This is a genomic window from Thermocoleostomius sinensis A174, assembly GCF_026802175.1.
Lineage (GTDB): Bacteria > Cyanobacteriota > Cyanobacteriia > Elainellales > Elainellaceae > Thermocoleostomius > Thermocoleostomius sinensis.
This window is the reverse complement of the sequence record NZ_CP113797.1, coordinates 4,664,407-4,680,137: the sequence shown is the minus strand read 5'-3', so window position 1 is coordinate 4,680,137 and position 15,731 is coordinate 4,664,407. Positions and strand designations below refer to the sequence as shown.

The following is a 15,731-nucleotide window of genomic DNA, read 5'->3' as shown; positions in this document are numbered from 1 at the left end:
CGTTCGGGGTTAATAAGAACAGACGAGCACTTCCTCTATTATCCTATTATCTACTCATCGGCTGATTCGCGGGATTTCAAACGAACAGTTGGCTGAGCGCGAGTTCCTCTAACCCGGTAAAACGTTTCTAAACTGTCCCGATCGCCCACAAACCGCCAGTGCCAAGGTTCATAGCTAACATTTTGCGCATTGCCTTTAGGAAAAGACAACTCAAAACTATAGTATCCGGCGTTGGACTGTAACCACTTAAAGGCGGGCGTGTTTTCAAAGCTTTCTCGCAAGTCGGCATCGGGATAATAACGATCGCCCACGTCAATAGCATACCCAGTATGATGCTCGCTGTAGCCAGGAGGGGCACTAACTTCGGCCCGTTTGGTGGCTTCTTGACCGCGTTCAGCTTTCACATCAAAGAACACGCCTTCTTGTTCGTCGATCGATCGAAACCCAGACAATGGTACGATTTCAACTCCCTCGGCTTTAGCAGCGGCCATCATATCCAGAAATTTCTCGGCAGCCGCCTGACGCAGCAGAATACTGCCATCATCAGTAATTGAGACCAACTCAGATCGAGGAGCTTCTTCATAGGGAAAATGTCCCAAGAGCGAAGTTGATGGGTTCTCTTCAGCAGGCTCGGAAGCTGGTTGTGCAACTGTGGCTATTTCATCTGGATTTGAATCTGTATTTGTCGGCACCGCTGCGTTAGAAGGTTGAGAGCGAGATGGTGGAGACGATCGTGACCAAAGCAAGAACGGCAGACAAAGCAACAGCAGAATGCCAATGCCGCTCAGCCCCCAGCGCCAGCCTCGTTGATCAAACCACGATCGCGATGACGGCTGTGGGTGCTCTCGGACAGCTTCGGGAATGTCTTCCACGGGAGCAGACGAGAATTCTGACAAAAGCTCGGATGCCATGCTGGACTCGTCCGATGCTTGGGGCAGACCTGCGTTGTCCACAATTAATTCCTCCTGCACAGAAAAAATGCCCACCTTGTTAATTTTAGACTGGGGAGTCACGACGAAGGAACTCAGTTAAAAAACCAGTAAACCCAAAAAACAATGGTGGATTGGCAAACATTTGCAAGACTTTATCTTCCCTTAATTGGTTGGATCGGACTAGGGCTAGTGTTGGGACGCACGTTACCGTCGGCAGTTCCTATGCACTTGGGCAAGGTGCTGTTCTGGGTCGGCGTTCCCCTTAGCATCATGATTTTTATACGTCAATCGGATTTTTCGCTGTCGGTCTGGCTAGCCCCGATCGTGGCCTGGTTGGCGGTATTGTTAGGGATTGGCTTTGCCTGGAGTTGGATACACCTGCAACTGGTTTCACCGCATTCCCTCCACCGTCGAGCCAGCCAAGGCAGTTTTTTGCTGTCAGCAATGGTAGGAAATACTGGCTATTTAGGATACCCGGTGGCGTTGACACTGGTGGGGCCACAATATTTTGGTTGGGCTGTGCTTTACGACACATTGGGCAGTACGCTGGCTGCCTATGGGCTGGGCGTGGTGTTAGCTGCTTATTTTGGTCAAGCCGATCGCCAAACCAGCCCAAACATCCTCTTGGCGTTGATCAAAAATCCGGCGCTCTGGAGTTTTTGGTTGGGACTAGCCGGGCGATCGGTGCTGTTGTCGCCCAGCATAGAGCAGAGCTTAAGAGGACTAGGGTGGGGGGTGATTGCCCTGTCGTTGCTGTTGCTGGGAATGCGTTTAAGTCAACTGAGATCCTGGCACCATGTACAACCCGCTTCGATTAGCCTAGGGATCAAAATGCTGATCGTGCCACTTGTTGGCGGCTATGGATTGCGATGGCTTGGCATCACGGGTGCGCCGTTGTTGGTGCTGGTGCTGCAAATGTCCATGCCGCCCGCGTTTGCCACGTTAATTATCACTGAGGCCTATAACCTCGATCGCGAGTTGTCCGTCACCGCCTTAGCAATTGGCTCAGCCCTGATTCTGCTGACGTTGCCCGTCTGGCTTTGGTTGTTTGGTGGGTCATAGAACGCCTTTGGAACTAGGGATTAGGTGCGATCGACGCGGATCAATTTCAATGGCCATTCGCAAGGCCCGTGCAAAGGCTTTGAAGGTCGCTTCAATGATGTGATGAGAGTTGATGCCATCAAGTTGGCGAATGTGCAGGGTGAGTTGGGCATGATTGACAATGGCCACAAAAAATTCCCGCACTAATTGCGTGTCATACGACCCAACGCGCTCTGTAGGAATTTGCAGCCCATAGCTGAGGTGGGGGCGACCGGAGAAGTCCAGCGTTACCTGCACTAAGGCCTCATCCAAGGGAGCAAAAAAATGACCAAAGCGCACAATGCCTTTGCGATCGCCCAATGCTTTAGCTAGCGCTTGACCCAGCGTGATGCCTACATCTTCATTGGTGTGATGATCGTCAATTTCCAGATCGCCTGTGGCTTTAATGTCGAGATCAATCAACCCGTGCGACGAGATTTGATGCAGCATATGATCCAAAAACGGCACCCCAGTACTCACCTGACAGTGTCCCTGCCCATCCAGATTGAGGCTAACCTGCACATCGGTTTCACCGGTAATGCGATGAATACTGGCGGTTCGAGCCAGAAATTCTAAATCGCGAGATGGAGCGATCGGCGCACGAGACACTTGATCAGAGGGGTTGCTGCGGGAATCACGGGTTTGCATAATGTCAAAGCATAGTTTTAAAGCGACAGTATTCTATTATGGCGATTATTCTCACTGATTCTGCTGGCAGCTATGACTAACTCAACCGATCGCAACCTCGATGTCGCTCTTCTCGTTGACCAAATGGCCTGGATGCTAGAATTACCCCTTCATCCAGACTATCGCCCCGGTGTGATTGCCAACTTAGAACGCACAGCCACCATTGCACAACTGGTGATGGAATTTCCGATCGCCGACGAGATCGAAGCCGCCCCTACCTTTCAGCCCTAGCATGCTGTTCTAGCGATTGCAGTCGTGCTTATTCGTTTCTGACTTCAATGATTTCGCGGTTGCCCTGCGTCCGTACTGTCAAAACTTGCGGTGGCGTTGAATCAGGCGGATAGATAAATTGCACTTCGACGAGCCGCCGATTACCAGGCGGCATTGTCATCTGTAGCAAGGGTTCCCCCTGTTGCCCCCGTCGCTGCACTATGTGGAGATAGCGGGTCTGCGGAATACCAAAGTCATCAGTAAACCGTAGGCGAACCGTGCCCCGGAAGAAAATTTGATTGTCGGGTGGTTCTCGAAAGCGTAGACCGGATTCCAACCCCTCGTCTTGTACTGGCGTTTGCAGCAGAATGGCCACACGCTGAGTGCTGTTAGTGTGGTTATAGAGAGGCATCGAAATGTCATACTTGATGCCATAATTACCGTGCGCTCGATAGGCTGTGTCTGGATAGCGCACCAGCATCGGAGCACTTTGAATCTGCCCTGTGCCGAAGGTATTGTGATCGACGGTGCTGATCACGTAAGAAAATTCCTCGCCCGGTCTAGGAATCGAGAGATGCTCAACGCCCTCTCCATCCGTCGCAAGGGCAGACCACTGAGAGCCTTGCGCCACCCCAGCCACTCGGCCATAGAAGAAGCGAAGAAATGCTCTAGCATCTGGCGGGGTTGGGTTGCGATCGCGAGGAACCGCCAGTGACCCGTTGCGTAACAACGCTTCCCAGTCTTGCAGCGAGGGTACCCGTTCCCCACCTCCAACTACTTTCGGGGCATACATTGCCAGGCTGGCCAAATACACTGGGCCACTGCTGGAAAGGTGCATCAGTATCGTCCGTCCATTTGTGGCAGGAGTGCGGTTACTGGGAGGACGACTGCTCGGATTAGAAGAACTGGAAGAATTGGACGAATTTGAACTGGCAGCCACTTCGGTTACAGCGGTTGCTGTACCTGTGGGGGCGGTTCCAGCTAGGGAAGCAGCGCCTCGGGAGGCGGTCGTCGGAGCGGCAGCAGCAACGGCTGGTGGAATGATGTATCCTGGCGGCAACGTTCCATCCGTAGCGACTGTGAGACGACGCAGCGGAATCGGCACATTCACCAGCAATTGGCTCCGGCGGGGGGGAATAATGACTTGGGCAGGCCAGTGGGGCTGTCGTTGTCCTCTTAATACATCATTCGTGGTGCGGCTACCTGGTCCAGCAAACACATTTCCTACCGGGTTGCCGACATAGGAGGGCAGATCAACAAATGGAGCTTCTTGGCTGAGATAGCTAACCGCTTGCAAAATGTCCAGCGTTACAGGTTCATTGGTGGGGTTATAGACAATCACGCCTAAAAATGGCGTGCGATCGTCTTCTGGGGTCACACCTTTAGCGATGTGGTGAGCAAATAGATCAAACCGTCCTTGCAGCGGATAGTTGAGATGAGCCTCTGCCGATCGCATTCCATCGGCTGGAAAGGTTGAAAGCAGAATTCCGTCTGTTTGAATAATCTCTGGACTATTGCTGTTAAAAACAGGGATTTCATCAAGTTGCCCTGGTAAAGGACGCACCTCCTGCGATCGAACCACTTCCACTTGACGTGCAGGCGGTGTCACTGGCGGCGGTGCCACGATCGGGGGCTGAATGGGCGGAATTAACACCGGAGCATCTGGCAAATTAGAGGATGGCTGCTGCACTGGGGTTGGTCGCGCTACTGGCGATTCAAGGGCCGGAGATGACGTTGCAGATGGAGGAGGCACTGGTACTGGAGCAACAATCTGCGCCAAAGATAGAAAAGACAGAACCGTTAGCATGAGCGAAACTTGTCAAACCTTAAGATCACTAAACTTCGAGGACGACGTAAACCACACCCTAAAATTCCGCCAAATTGCTCAGCGAGGATTGCATTAAAATCCGCATTGAACTGTACTTCAACCAAATTTGCGCCTTGAATACAACCATCTTGTTTGGTTGACTGTACCCGAGAAACGTAAAGAAATACTAAGTAAACTAGTACATTCTACTCAGGCAGTTTAGAAAAATTAAGCAAAACATCGATTTCTAATTACCAGCAGCAGGCTTTAATAAAAAATTGCACTGCCTCTTACAATACCACCAACCTACTCACAATCAGACATGATCTAGCCTCTGATGAGAAAATTAAGTAATTCTACGTAGACAGTTTGGACACATCCGTAAAAATTATGCACAAACACGGTATTTGAAGATGAAAAATACCTTCCATAAAGTCGCCCGTCTTTGAAGAGATTTTCATGAAGAGTTAAATTAATACCAAGTATTCTGTTTAAATGTGAAGCAAACGTAAAGTGAGCCTCAAGCTCAAAGAGTTTGCCAGGTATCAAGTTTTTTAGGTGCCATCTGTATAGACCCGGGGTTTAACCGTAAAATCAATTGCGCGATCGAACGAATATGTGTTACCTTAATTAAGGCTTAGTTGAGTTAAAGCTAAACGGTATCGGCTGAGTACCGGTTGAGTAGCACCCAACGAATAGGTGCGGGCATAGTTTAGTGGTAAAACCTTAGCCTTCCAAGCTAATGATCGCGGTTCGATTCCGCGTGCCCGCTTTTTACTTACTGACAATCAGACGCTGGATTTTGCAAGGACTCTAGCGTTTCGTACGGTAATTTGATTTAAATTTGCTTGTTTTTTCGTAATAGGAAGTAATTTTTTACGCGCTTGACAATTGATTTTGACGGTGAAATCACGATGACTGGTAGACACTTAGTTTGAAATAGTCTAGTTTGAATAGTCAAATTGGGAGCGCGCTTGTCGAACAACGAATAAGGCGGGTACTATTGCCCAGATGAATGAGACACGGACACGGCTTCATAGTCGGCTTCATAGTCATAGCTGTTCCGTTCATCCGCTGCCGATCGCCCTCTTCGGTCGGTGTGCAACGGGGTATGTTAGCTGGCACTCTGTGACTGGCGCAATGCCTGCATACTGTATTAGGTCTTGAGCACTGGTAAAGCGAGAACGCTCTTCGCCAAACGCCAACAACAATCGAGGGGCAAGATGCTCACCTCTCAAAACAAGAAACTGATTCTCCTAAAATGATTTCACGAAGCGAGATATGGAGAAAACAATATTCTCAAATGTCCTATTTGAGGGGTTGGAGCAGAGAGCAGTTACTTGAATACAGTCAGCAATTATGGTTTGAAACACTTCCCTCATTCATCAGAGGATCACATAAAAAAACCGCGCAAGTAACATTTTTTGAACTGATGGAGAAACACACACCTGATAGAAGAAATAAATTTTCGAGGAATTGATTTTCGTGAGTTTTCACCAAAGCTGCACGAAGCTTTTAATAGATTACAGCAGGAGGGGAAACTCAAAATTCAAGATTTACATGCTAGTGAGGGCGATCAAGCTAACAATTCTGGTGCAGCGGATTGACCGAAACCGCCTAGTTGGACACAAAGACCTCGGCAACTGCTGACTAGAACCGTTAGCTAGCTCCGCACACAGCTCTTACGCTCGTAGTTGGAGACGATCGACTATTCCGAAAAGCCCACTGAGCGATCGGTTGAGGCGGTAGTTGAAGCGATCGGTAACCCCGAAACATCCCAGCAGCGATTCTCCGCAGGAGAGGCTACGCCAACGGTAATGACAATGTGAACGAGAGCGATCGGTGTGGAGAGAGGGGCGATCGGCTGCGGGTGAACGGGAACGACCATGAAGCCGTGTCCGTGTCAAGAGGGTTTGGGGCGTTTGCGGGTCGAGGGATGCCCAATTTAAGGCGAGCGAGATTAATCCTCTAGCTGTCTAGAGCAGGACTAGAAGGAGTGAAAGTCATATCTGACAATGAGGCAGATTGAGTTCTAAACGACTACCCGAGGTGTCAACGCTGATTGTATTTATCGACTTCAATTGATTGCTTCAAGAGCCACTTTGGCTTTGAACTCAGCACTGTGGTGTTTGCGCTGCATAATCCCGGTTATCTCCATAGTCCTACTAGGTCTGGGGCAGCGATTCTATCTTATTCCTTTGTCTAGTTTTCGGGGACATCATAATTCGCTCAATCAGATCCGACACCAATCGCTTGATACTCTCGGGGGTCTGCTCCCAATCTGTTTGGCTAATTTCGTTATTCAACTGGAGTGCTTTCTGTGTCGTCCTGTGAGCCTAACAGTACCTTCTGCTGCAAATAGCGATCGGTTTGGGGGTGTGGCTGAATCCCCTTAACCGGATCATAGAGCCGCGTGAGTGCTGGAACTACTTGCAAGTAAACATTGCGCAAATTCAGATAACTCAGATCAAAAAACACCAGCAGCAAATTCACCAGAGCCAGAATAGCAATACAGCGTTCTCGCCGAGGATATTGTTGCTCGAAATAAGGACGAAATTTGACCACTGCTTTGCTTGGTGCCTATGCCTGTGTCAACAAGCGCATATTCTTCTTCCCAGAAAGGGTTGATCTATGGTGAAGGACTCGGCGTAGTAGCGGGATCAACTGGTGAGGTCGCGGGGTCAGCAGGAGGATCAGCAGGAGGAGCCGTTGGAGTCGTTTCAGTGGTTCCGGGACCATCTGCTCCCGTTCCGGTGGGTTCACAAGCGACTAGGAGAAACGCGAATCCAACGATCGTTGCTAGTAGTACTACAGGCTTAGTCATAATTCCTCGCTTGACAATGCTTAACGATTATCTGAATTTGGCTTTATTTAGTCGTGACATCGCCGTTCTGCAAGCCAAGACCTGCAAGCCAATCAGCTTATTTCCACTTTGGAGAACTTCGACGACAATTACGTCTACCCAAATATGGATTCCTATTGTGTACTGATCAATACCAACTTATGAAGATCAGTTTATCGAGGAAAGACGATAACCGTGAACGATCGGTTACTTTTATAACGATTAATTAAATCGATCACTAGATCTACTGAGCGACCCAGGTTATTCGCGAGTAATCCGCAGAATCTTGTCTAATTCCGGTGGACAACTCCCACGGCCATCACAATTACTGGTGGTGACATACAATTCACCATCTGGGCCCATTATCGCCTCTCGTAAACGTCCCTGCTGCCCTTGCAAATATACTTCATGCTGCTGCACTTGATTTGTTGTCGGGTCAATGACCACGCGCTGCAATTGTTCTGCACCCAATGCCGCAATCATTAAGCTTCCATTCCATTCAGGAATCGCATCGCCTGTATAAATAGTTGCTCCACCGGGGGGGAGTGCTTGTTGCCACACGATCGAGGGTGTTACTAGGCCTTCCGCCGATTCACAGCGGTAAGTAGTAGGCCAGCCCATATTGTCGCCCGCTTGCACCACACTTACTTTGTCGTGACCCGATCGACCTAGCTCGCCGCTAGGGCCATGATCGCTAACCCATAACGTAGAGTTATTAATCCAATCGAACCCCTGTGTGTTACGGATTCCCAGCACATAGACCGGGTTACCTGCAAAGGGATTGTCTGCTGGCACCTCTCCCTCGGGCGTGACGCGCAAAATCTTTCCCGCTAGGCTGTTGATATCTTGAGATAAATCGGGGTCCCTAGCATCGCCTGTGCCAATGTAGAGCATCCCATCAGGACCAAATCGAATGCGACCGCCATTGTGAAATTGTGCTACTGGAATACCGTCTACGATAGTGCGATCGCGGGTAGCACTCAGCCCATCTTCTGCCAACTGCCAGCGCTCTACCCGATTCACCACCGCACCGCCATCATCAGCCGTAAAGTACACATAGAAGAAACGGTTGGTGGCGAACTCAGGATGGGCTGCAATACCCAACAATCCGCCTTCACCTCGATCGCTGACAGGAATAGTGGCGATCGTTTCAGGACGTAATTCCCCATTCTGTATCAGCCGTACTCGACCGGGTCGCTCGGTCACCAGCATATCGTTATTAGGAAGAAACGCGATGCCCCAAGGGACATCTAACCCAGACACCACTTCCTCAACTTGCACATTGACCTGACCTTGGGGACCGAACCCTCCTTCCACCAAACGGCACACAGGTTCAACCGGGGCAGCTTGAGCAACAGTCTGTTCCTCGGTCGTTTCAGGTGTAGCTTGAGTAGCGTTGGGTGTAACCTCAACCGGAGATTCCTGAACTGATTCAGTTGTGGGTGTACAGGCAAATAGTCCAAATAGGCTTAACAGAATTCCACTGGTAATTAGTTTGGTTTGTCTCATTCATGCTCTCCTTTACACAAAATTTTGCAAAATTAATATTAAAAATCTAGTAGCAATGTCCTACCTATAAAGTCTTTTTTTAATTAAATTTAGGTAATTTGAGCAGACCCTAATTGTGTTAAAATTCGGCTTAAATATCGTCACAATTCGGTTCTAGCATATCTTTTACATACAGTATTCGTATCAGGATAAACACAACAACCGTCAACGGCGTAGCAACCAAAATTCCCAAAATTCCAAACAGAATTCCCATTGCCAATACCGTAGACAGACCCAAGGCTGGGGGCAGAGAAACAACTTGTTGCTGTACGATCGGAGTCAACACATTCCCTTCAAGTTGCTGCATAATCAAATAAAACAAAGACACATAAATGACTGGCGTGAGTCCCAAGGTAAAGGCAATTAATATGCCGGGAATGGCGGCAAGTAGTGGTCCCACTACGGGCACAAATTCTAATAATGCTGCAATCAGTCCCAAAACCAAAGCCAGTGGAATGTTTAACAGCCACAAGCCAAGACTAGTAACGATCCCAACTACAATCATAGAAATGATACGTCCTAATAGCCAGGCCCGCAGTCCCTCTACGATTTTATCGATCGCCGTTCGTGCCCGTTTTCGCCCCTTAGGAGGAATTAATCTCACAATGCCATTGCAGTATAACTGAGGATCAAACGCTACAAACAAACCGATGAATAGCACGAATAAAATATCTGCCAAGACACCCAAAGTGAGGGCGAAGGTATCCATCAGTTGAGGCAGGATGTTGTTTGGATTCAGCCACTGCCCATTGCCTCGATTCAGAATGTTGCCCAATCCATCGGTTCCCAAATCATCCAAATCAAGAAAATCTGGAACGATCGCCTCTAGCTGTTCAATGGCATTCCCCACTCGCTCTACTAATTGATCGGTCTGGGCAACAATCTCAGGGACAAGCAACCACCCTACCGTTACTAAGGCAATGACCAGCAGCACGACCACTACCCCCAATGCTGCTTTGCTAGATAGGGGAGTTCGACGAGCGATCGGCTTTGCCAAGGTTCGCAACACGACCGCCAGCAGCACCCCTAAAAATCCCAACAGTAGCACATCGACCACCGCCCAAGCCAACAGTACGACTAGGACAAATAGCCCAATCACCCCGATCGCAATCAGCAACCGGGTTAAATAATTAACGCGGTGTTGTCGTCTCATGCAGCGAACCTAGATGAGGCATCCCCTCCGAATTGCAGTCATGGCTTTTCAGCTTATCTTCCAGAATCGATCGCAAATGTGATGGGAAAGTGACGGTTTGAAGTACATCTGGGCAGATCAACGATGATGATATTAATCTTTCTCAAGATCACTCGGTTCATTGATCTGCCCGTTGAAGTATCCCTCGACTCGGGTTACGATTTCGGATTCTTGCTCTGCTATGTCTCTTTCCTCGCCTCCATGGCTGCTAATTCGGAGGTAACAGACGGGGGCAGAGCGATCGGGTCATCATCCAATGACAGCAAGAAGTTGACTAAATCGGTTTGATCCTGGGGTGCAAATCCTGCTTGTTTGTCTACCCAATATTCATGTCCCTGACCGCTGACATTCGATCGCTGTAAATCAGCATTCGCTTTGTTAGCGGTCACCATGGGTTCACGCAGCGTGCGATCGACCAGCATTCGCAAACTGGCCGCCGCATCAGGTTTAATTCCCTGCATAAACGTACCCACCATGCCAATTTGATCTGGTTCGGCAATACTGTACCAACCATCTTCTTCTTGCGCGAGGGCCGTAGCGCTGGCAGCAACCCCACCATCATGTAAATAAGGCGCATGGAGATAGGTGCCAATCAGTTTGATTACCTTGTAGCCACCGGCTGGATCGCTTTGAGCATAGGCAAGCTGGATGTCCTCTTCGGGAGTGATATCCGTCGGCACTGTTAATACAGTTGGATCGGGCGGCAGAGGAACAGGCACATTCGGTGCATAGGTATCGGGTGGAACAAAGGCCTTGGCAAAATCCTTCGAGGCAGGCGCACGCACTGGTTGAGTTTTAATTTCTCGCTGCGCAATCACCCGATGATTCGTGAAGTAACGTCCACTGTGACAACTGGCACAATTGGCATCTTCAAAAACTTTCGCGCCTCGCTGTACCGACTCTATATCCGTGATCGACTCGTTAGGGGGAGGAGCCAGCGTGTTTTGCCAGGCAGACATGCCATTCAGTTCAGCGGCAACGGCATGTCCGGGTGTGGCTGCCATCAAGCCGTTTTGCATAAACAACGTGCCTTTAGGATACTCCGGCATTTTGATTGTCCAGTTGATGCCCGGTGCACCCGGTGTCGGATCAACCTGCTCAAAAAATTCTGAGGGATTGGTTTCCTCTGGTAGGCGATAGCGAGAACTAGGGGCATTTTGGAACATCGTGCCCAGATAAAGATCTTTGTCGATGCCCAGTACCTCTGGAGCCGCATCAGCCGTGGTGGTTGGATCAGCGTTTAAACCAAACACAGCATTGTTGAGTGTGGTCAAGCCATGAAACCAGCCGATCGATGCCACCCCACTCCAGGCAAACGGAAATGCCTCATGGGTGTAGGACGAAGGAACTTTGGCTGAGTTGTTTTTCAGATCGCCATTCGAGACAAAATTTCCAGGCGGCCAAGATAGAAATGCCTCATCGACAGCATCTTCCATGATTTGGGGATCAGGCAAGGTTGCCATTTCACCGTCATCAGTTAGGTAGGTATGCTCTCCGGATGGAATCTCAGTTGGATTAACATCCGTTTGTCGAAACAGTGCTGCTGAATTGGAAGCCATTGCCAACAGCATTCCTAAATTGACGTCGGTGTTGGTTGCTCCTTCAATGATCCGTCCGGTCTGCTCGTTAACCGTAGCATGGCAGAGCGCGCAGGTGATGCCGACACGCAGTTTTCCGTGATCGAGATGATTCACCAGTCCTAATGGCACGAGCGATCCTTTGGCGACATCTAATCCCGTGTTGATCACCGTACCAGCGGGGAAGGTTCGATCGCCCAGTTTCACGTCTTCATCTAACGTGACTTGCAAATTGGAAGTAGGCTGTCCTTTCAACGCCAAAATCGATTTAGCCAACTGACTCACTCCCAATGGTCCATCTAAGATGCCAACCACATCAGTGAACAGTACATCGTTGCCGAAGGATTCTTGATAGAACGTTTTCCGTCCAAGGTCAAGCAGATCCTCTGTAATTTCAACCGCTCCATTTTCTGGAGATAGGAACTCCTGCCCAGTGTCGGTTTGCAGCAACTGCTCGGCCTCGGACTGGCTGACAACATGACCCAGCACATCATAGGAACCAATACCGCGTGGGGCAGGTTGTGTGAGCGGAGTGTAGGTAGCAGCCAAAGCAGGAGGGCCGCTGGGTAAGGTGAGTTCGATCTGGTAGCCCAGAAAGCCGGCGAAGCCAAGAAGGGCAACTAAAATCAAGATAATTCGGAGTCGCATAGGTTTCTCCTAAGAATCGGTTCTCAAAGAATTCATTGTTCAAATTTTGCTCCGGAACGTTACGGTTTAGAGTCGATCGCAAATGTGATAAGAAAATGACAAATTTACTTTAGATACCGGCATTGCTTTATTGTTTAAGGATGTATATTATCCATACCTTACAAAAGCATACTAGTAACTAAATTTTTATTAGGTAAGCCTATGGTTATACGAGCTAGACTGCTCATCCAGAGCAAGTTCTAGGTTTCGCATAACACAAATTCGCTGTAACGTGTGTTAAATATTACAATTCAACTTCAATTAAATTAAAGCTATTGAAAGGCGCAATTTTTATCGGTGTAAATAAGGTTGCATGATTGTCTTCAATGCTTGGGGTTTAACGAATTGTAATTTAACAAACTGTGCACCGTCCTCGCCCCAACTCCTCTGCCAGATTAGGTGAGGGGCGTTCGATCCAGAGTTTGGGGTTGAAGTCCTTTCGCCCTGTATGAAGGCAGGGAGTTAGGCATGGGGGGCAAAGAGTTGTTCGGTTAATCAGGTTCTCCAGCCCATCCTTTGATTTCAGGGGCAAAACTTGAAATTCATCTACCAGTCAATTTTCCATATCACTCTAAAGGCAGAAATGCTAGTACAACGAACAATTGTGCGGTTTGCAGTTCCTACTATTTAATAGAGAAAGGATCTGAACAAGAATCGCCGCTCGCCTGCAAAAGGAGTTGTCCAATGTCCAGCCAAATTGTTGATGAGGTACTTCAAGACTATCGCTTCAAACTCAATGATTTACTTCATCACATTGAGCGGTTATCTTCAGACATTAACAATGCAGCCTTGGAAGAAACGGTAGAAAGTCTCAGACGCAATATTAATGAGCCGTTTTTGTTTGTGGTAGTGGGGGAAGTTAAGGCAGGTAAGAGTAGCTTCATTAATGCTTTGTTGGGAGCAGAGGTGTGCGAAACAGACATTGAACCGCGCACCGATGCAATTCAGCAAATCGTCTATGCAGACGAACCGTTTAGGATGCAGATTGAACCTAATTTAAGAAAAATTGGCCTGCCGATCGATATTCTCAAAGATATCTCGATTGTGGACACTCCTGGAACGAACACGATTATTCAAGAGCATCAAATTATTACCGAACGTTATATTCCCAACAGCGATCTTACCTTCTTTGTGCTGTTTGGCAAAAATCCCTATCAGAAGAGCGCCTGGGACTTTCTCGACTTTGTCAGTGTAGAGTGGCGTAAAAAAGTCGTCTTTATCTTGCAGCAGGCTGATTTATTGAAACCCGCTGATCTGCAAACCAATTTGGAGCGAGTGCGAGACTATGCCAACTTGAAGCAAATTAAATCACCGATTATTTTTGCCACCTCTGCCGATCGCGAACTCAATAACGAAGCAGAGAGTGGGTTTGAAGCCGTGCGTGCCTACATTCGTAATATGGTGTCATCGGGTGAGAGCTACAAAATCAAATTACGATCGGTCAGCGGGACGACACAAAAAATCATCGATGCCCTGTCTGGAGATATCCGGGGGCTACAAGAGCAGCTAGAGGCTGATCGCCGCACAGTTGATAGCATTCGCTCTAGAATTGAAGCCGGACGTAAGCGATCGCGCTATGAAGTAGATAATCTAACCGAGCGGTTGGTAGGGCGATATGACAGTTTATCGGCTCGCATTAAGCGCGAGTTTCGCGACAGTTTATCGGTATTCACCGTGATTCGCCGATCGTTTGTTGGTATTTTCAACAAAGAGGCCTCTATGCAAGCCTGGGTTAATGAATTTCAGGAGCGCTGTCAACGGGAGCTCAAATCCTCCTTGGAAGAAGTCTCGAATGAAGGAGCGCAACACTTTGTTGATGGCATTCGTCAACTACTAGAAGGATTGACCCATGATTTAAATAATGTGCAAACTAAGCAAATTCAAAGCAATTTGATCTCAATCAAAATTTTAGAGCGGCGGCAAGAAGTGATTGAAAGTGTGAAATGCAAAGTCAATCAACTATTTGCTGATGAAGACATTACACAATCACTGTCGGCAAATGCAGACAATATGGCGGCTGAAATTGTAGGTGGGGCGATCGCGTCGGTAGCTGGTATTATTTTACACATCATTGAGTTCACGGTTGCTGAAGCCATTTTGAATGCGATTGGCATTGCCTTTGCGGGCATTGGCGTAATCATTTTTGCTGTCGGCATTGCCTGGCAGCGTAATCGCATCATTCAGCGATTTGAACAAGCGCTGGACAATGAAAAAGATCGCTTTAAGCTGGAAATTACCGATCGATTGAATCAAAAACTCAGCATTATTTACGAAGAGGTGGAACGGATTTTTGTGCAGTTTTACGACTATGTAGAGCATGAAACCGAGGAAATTGCTCCTATTATCGATCGATATAAAACTATCCAAGCTAATGCAGAGCAGTTGTTTAGTCAGATGAATACCCGCTTAAGCTAGGCAACATGGCAGCAGATGAAAGCTTAGCCAAGTGCAGAAACACTAGCAGGATAGGTCTTGTACTAACAAGCTATCTAATAGATTCCGAGAACGGAGAGGGGGGGATTCGAACCCCCGTTGGTGTGACCCAAACTTGATTTCGAGTCAAGCGCATTCAACCGCTCTGCCACCTCTCCAAGGCGAAAGTGTATTCGACTATCTTTGCTATTTTACTGTGTCAGGCCCAGGAATTGGCAATCATGCCGAATTTCCTAACTCGAAATATCATCTATGCTATTGAACTGCTCCGTATTAAACAGTTCAAACACTTGTCGGCAGAAGAGTTTCAGCTTTTCTTTCACCTCGTCAGCAGGTTGCGTTGTGCCAACAAATCGCCAGTTTTCGACGGTGGAAAGCCGCCACTGTTCCCCTAAATGAGTAAAGCCGGCCACCTCCAGCCCAATCACCCGCCGTGTTTCCATCAGCGGATCGTCGTAGAACCGAATTTGCACCAACATGCTGCGACCTTGAACCAAGCGGCTCCATCCAGGCAAATGAAACCCAATGTCAATCGAGTCTGGGTCAACCAACTCTCGCGTATCAGGGTCATTAGCCCACGGCTTTAAGTCGGCTTTAGCATCTGGAAACTGAGCTTTAAATCCATTGACAACGGCCGCAATTTTCGCGGTCAACTCCAGCCCGATCGCCTGTTCTGCTGCATTCACTCAACTTAAACTCCCGCAATTTACTTGGATTATGTGCCAACCAAAAGCGA

Annotated in this window: 13 protein-coding genes, 2 tRNA genes and 1 pseudogene; 4 read left to right on the top strand and 12 right to left on the bottom strand. The window is 48.4% G+C overall.

The window, feature by feature from the left end; all coding sequences use genetic code 11:
• Positions 1-50 precede the first annotated feature (50 nt).
• Positions 51-911: a M15 family metallopeptidase gene (locus tag OXH18_RS20165; RefSeq protein ID WP_449369405.1), complete on the bottom strand. Its 861-nt coding sequence runs from the start codon at positions 909-911 to the stop codon at positions 51-53.
• A gap of 144 nt (positions 912-1,055) precedes the next feature.
• Here OXH18_RS20165 and OXH18_RS20160 point away from each other — a divergent pair, with 144 nt between their 5' ends.
• Entirely contained in the window at positions 1,056-1,994 is a 939-nt protein-coding gene (locus OXH18_RS20160) for an AEC family transporter (protein WP_268609258.1), read from the top strand.
• Here the strand turns inward: OXH18_RS20160 and hisB are convergent.
• Positions 1,989-2,660, bottom strand: coding sequence for an imidazoleglycerol-phosphate dehydratase HisB (gene hisB, locus OXH18_RS20155; RefSeq protein WP_268609257.1), 672 nt, complete (start codon positions 2,658-2,660; stop codon positions 1,989-1,991). The genes OXH18_RS20160 and hisB overlap by 6 nt on opposite strands.
• Positions 2,661-2,732: 72 nt before the next feature.
• Between hisB and OXH18_RS20150 the strand changes: the two genes are divergently transcribed.
• The gene (locus OXH18_RS20150; RefSeq protein ID WP_268609256.1) at positions 2,733-2,930 is read left to right on the top strand and encodes a DUF4089 domain-containing protein; all 198 of its coding nucleotides are present in this window, start codon (positions 2,733-2,735) and stop codon (positions 2,928-2,930) included.
• A gap of 28 nt (positions 2,931-2,958) precedes the next feature.
• Here the strand turns inward: OXH18_RS20150 and OXH18_RS20145 are convergent, their stop codons facing one another.
• On the bottom strand, positions 2,959-4,716 hold the full coding sequence (locus tag OXH18_RS20145) for a DUF3370 domain-containing protein (protein WP_268609255.1): 1,758 nt from the start codon (positions 4,714-4,716) through the stop codon (positions 2,959-2,961).
• A gap of 701 nt (positions 4,717-5,417) precedes the next feature.
• On the opposite strand from OXH18_RS20145, the gene OXH18_RS20140 reads away from it, so the two are divergent.
• Positions 5,418-5,488 (top strand) — tRNA-Gly (locus OXH18_RS20140).
• 352 nt (positions 5,489-5,840) lie between these two features.
• Here OXH18_RS20140 and OXH18_RS25630 read toward each other — a convergent pair.
• The 7 genes and pseudogenes from OXH18_RS25630 to OXH18_RS20110 form a co-directional block, all read right to left on the bottom strand.
• Positions 5,841-5,948: pseudogene (locus tag OXH18_RS25630) on the bottom strand (transposase); the annotation flags it as partial.
• A 476-nt stretch (positions 5,949-6,424) separates the two neighbouring features.
• On the bottom strand, positions 6,425-6,604 hold the full coding sequence (locus OXH18_RS20135; RefSeq protein WP_268609254.1) for a hypothetical protein: 180 nt from the start codon (positions 6,602-6,604) through the stop codon (positions 6,425-6,427).
• 410 nt (positions 6,605-7,014) lie between these two features.
• Positions 7,015-7,281 (bottom strand): hypothetical protein, encoded by a 267-nt coding sequence (locus OXH18_RS20130; RefSeq protein ID WP_268609253.1) that lies wholly within the window; start codon positions 7,279-7,281, stop codon positions 7,015-7,017.
• Between the two features lie 64 nt (positions 7,282-7,345).
• A complete protein-coding gene (locus tag OXH18_RS20125) occupies positions 7,346-7,540 on the bottom strand; it encodes a hypothetical protein (protein ID WP_268609252.1) in 195 nt (64 codons plus the stop codon).
• Positions 7,541-7,819: 279 nt separating this feature from the next.
• Entirely contained in the window at positions 7,820-9,067 is a 1,248-nt protein-coding gene (locus OXH18_RS20120) for a PQQ-dependent sugar dehydrogenase (protein ID WP_268609251.1), read from the bottom strand.
• 130 nt (positions 9,068-9,197) lie between these two features.
• Positions 9,198-10,259, bottom strand: a complete 1,062-nt coding sequence (locus tag OXH18_RS20115) for an AI-2E family transporter (RefSeq protein ID WP_268609250.1) — start codon at positions 10,257-10,259, stop codon at positions 9,198-9,200.
• 218 nt (positions 10,260-10,477) lie between these two features.
• Entirely contained in the window at positions 10,478-12,523 is a 2,046-nt protein-coding gene (locus OXH18_RS20110; protein ID WP_268609249.1) for a di-heme oxidoredictase family protein, read from the bottom strand.
• A gap of 723 nt (positions 12,524-13,246) precedes the next feature.
• Here OXH18_RS20110 and OXH18_RS20105 point away from each other — a divergent pair.
• Entirely contained in the window at positions 13,247-14,977 is a 1,731-nt protein-coding gene (locus tag OXH18_RS20105) for a dynamin family protein (protein WP_268609248.1), read from the top strand.
• Positions 14,978-15,068: 91 nt separating this feature from the next.
• On the opposite strand, the gene OXH18_RS20100 is transcribed toward OXH18_RS20105, so the two are convergent.
• Positions 15,069-15,153 (bottom strand) — tRNA-Ser (locus OXH18_RS20100).
• A gap of 75 nt (positions 15,154-15,228) precedes the next feature.
• Entirely contained in the window at positions 15,229-15,681 is a 453-nt protein-coding gene (locus OXH18_RS20095) for a hypothetical protein (protein ID WP_268609247.1), read from the bottom strand.
• Positions 15,682-15,731 lie beyond the last annotated feature (50 nt).

Coding starts and splice junctions, on each gene's coding strand:
- OXH18_RS20165 (WP_449369405.1), bottom strand. CDS start 911: ATGGCATCCGAGCTTTTGTCAGAATTCTCGTCTGCTCCCGTGGAAGAC.
- OXH18_RS20160 (WP_268609258.1), top strand. CDS start 1,056: ATGGTGGATTGGCAAACATTTGCAAGACTTTATCTTCCCTTAATTGGT.
- hisB (WP_268609257.1), bottom strand. CDS start 2,660: ATGCAAACCCGTGATTCCCGCAGCAACCCCTCTGATCAAGTGTCTCGT.
- OXH18_RS20150 (WP_268609256.1), top strand. CDS start 2,733: ATGACTAACTCAACCGATCGCAACCTCGATGTCGCTCTTCTCGTTGAC.
- OXH18_RS20145 (WP_268609255.1), bottom strand. CDS start 4,716: ATGCTAACGGTTCTGTCTTTTCTATCTTTGGCGCAGATTGTTGCTCCA.
- OXH18_RS20135 (WP_268609254.1), bottom strand. CDS start 6,604: ATGGTCGTTCCCGTTCACCCGCAGCCGATCGCCCCTCTCTCCACACCG.
- OXH18_RS20125 (WP_268609252.1), bottom strand. CDS start 7,540: ATGACTAAGCCTGTAGTACTACTAGCAACGATCGTTGGATTCGCGTTT.
- OXH18_RS20120 (WP_268609251.1), bottom strand. CDS start 9,067: ATGAGACAAACCAAACTAATTACCAGTGGAATTCTGTTAAGCCTATTT.
- OXH18_RS20115 (WP_268609250.1), bottom strand. CDS start 10,259: ATGAGACGACAACACCGCGTTAATTATTTAACCCGGTTGCTGATTGCG.
- OXH18_RS20110 (WP_268609249.1), bottom strand. CDS start 12,523: ATGCGACTCCGAATTATCTTGATTTTAGTTGCCCTTCTTGGCTTCGCC.
- OXH18_RS20105 (WP_268609248.1), top strand. CDS start 13,247: ATGTCCAGCCAAATTGTTGATGAGGTACTTCAAGACTATCGCTTCAAA.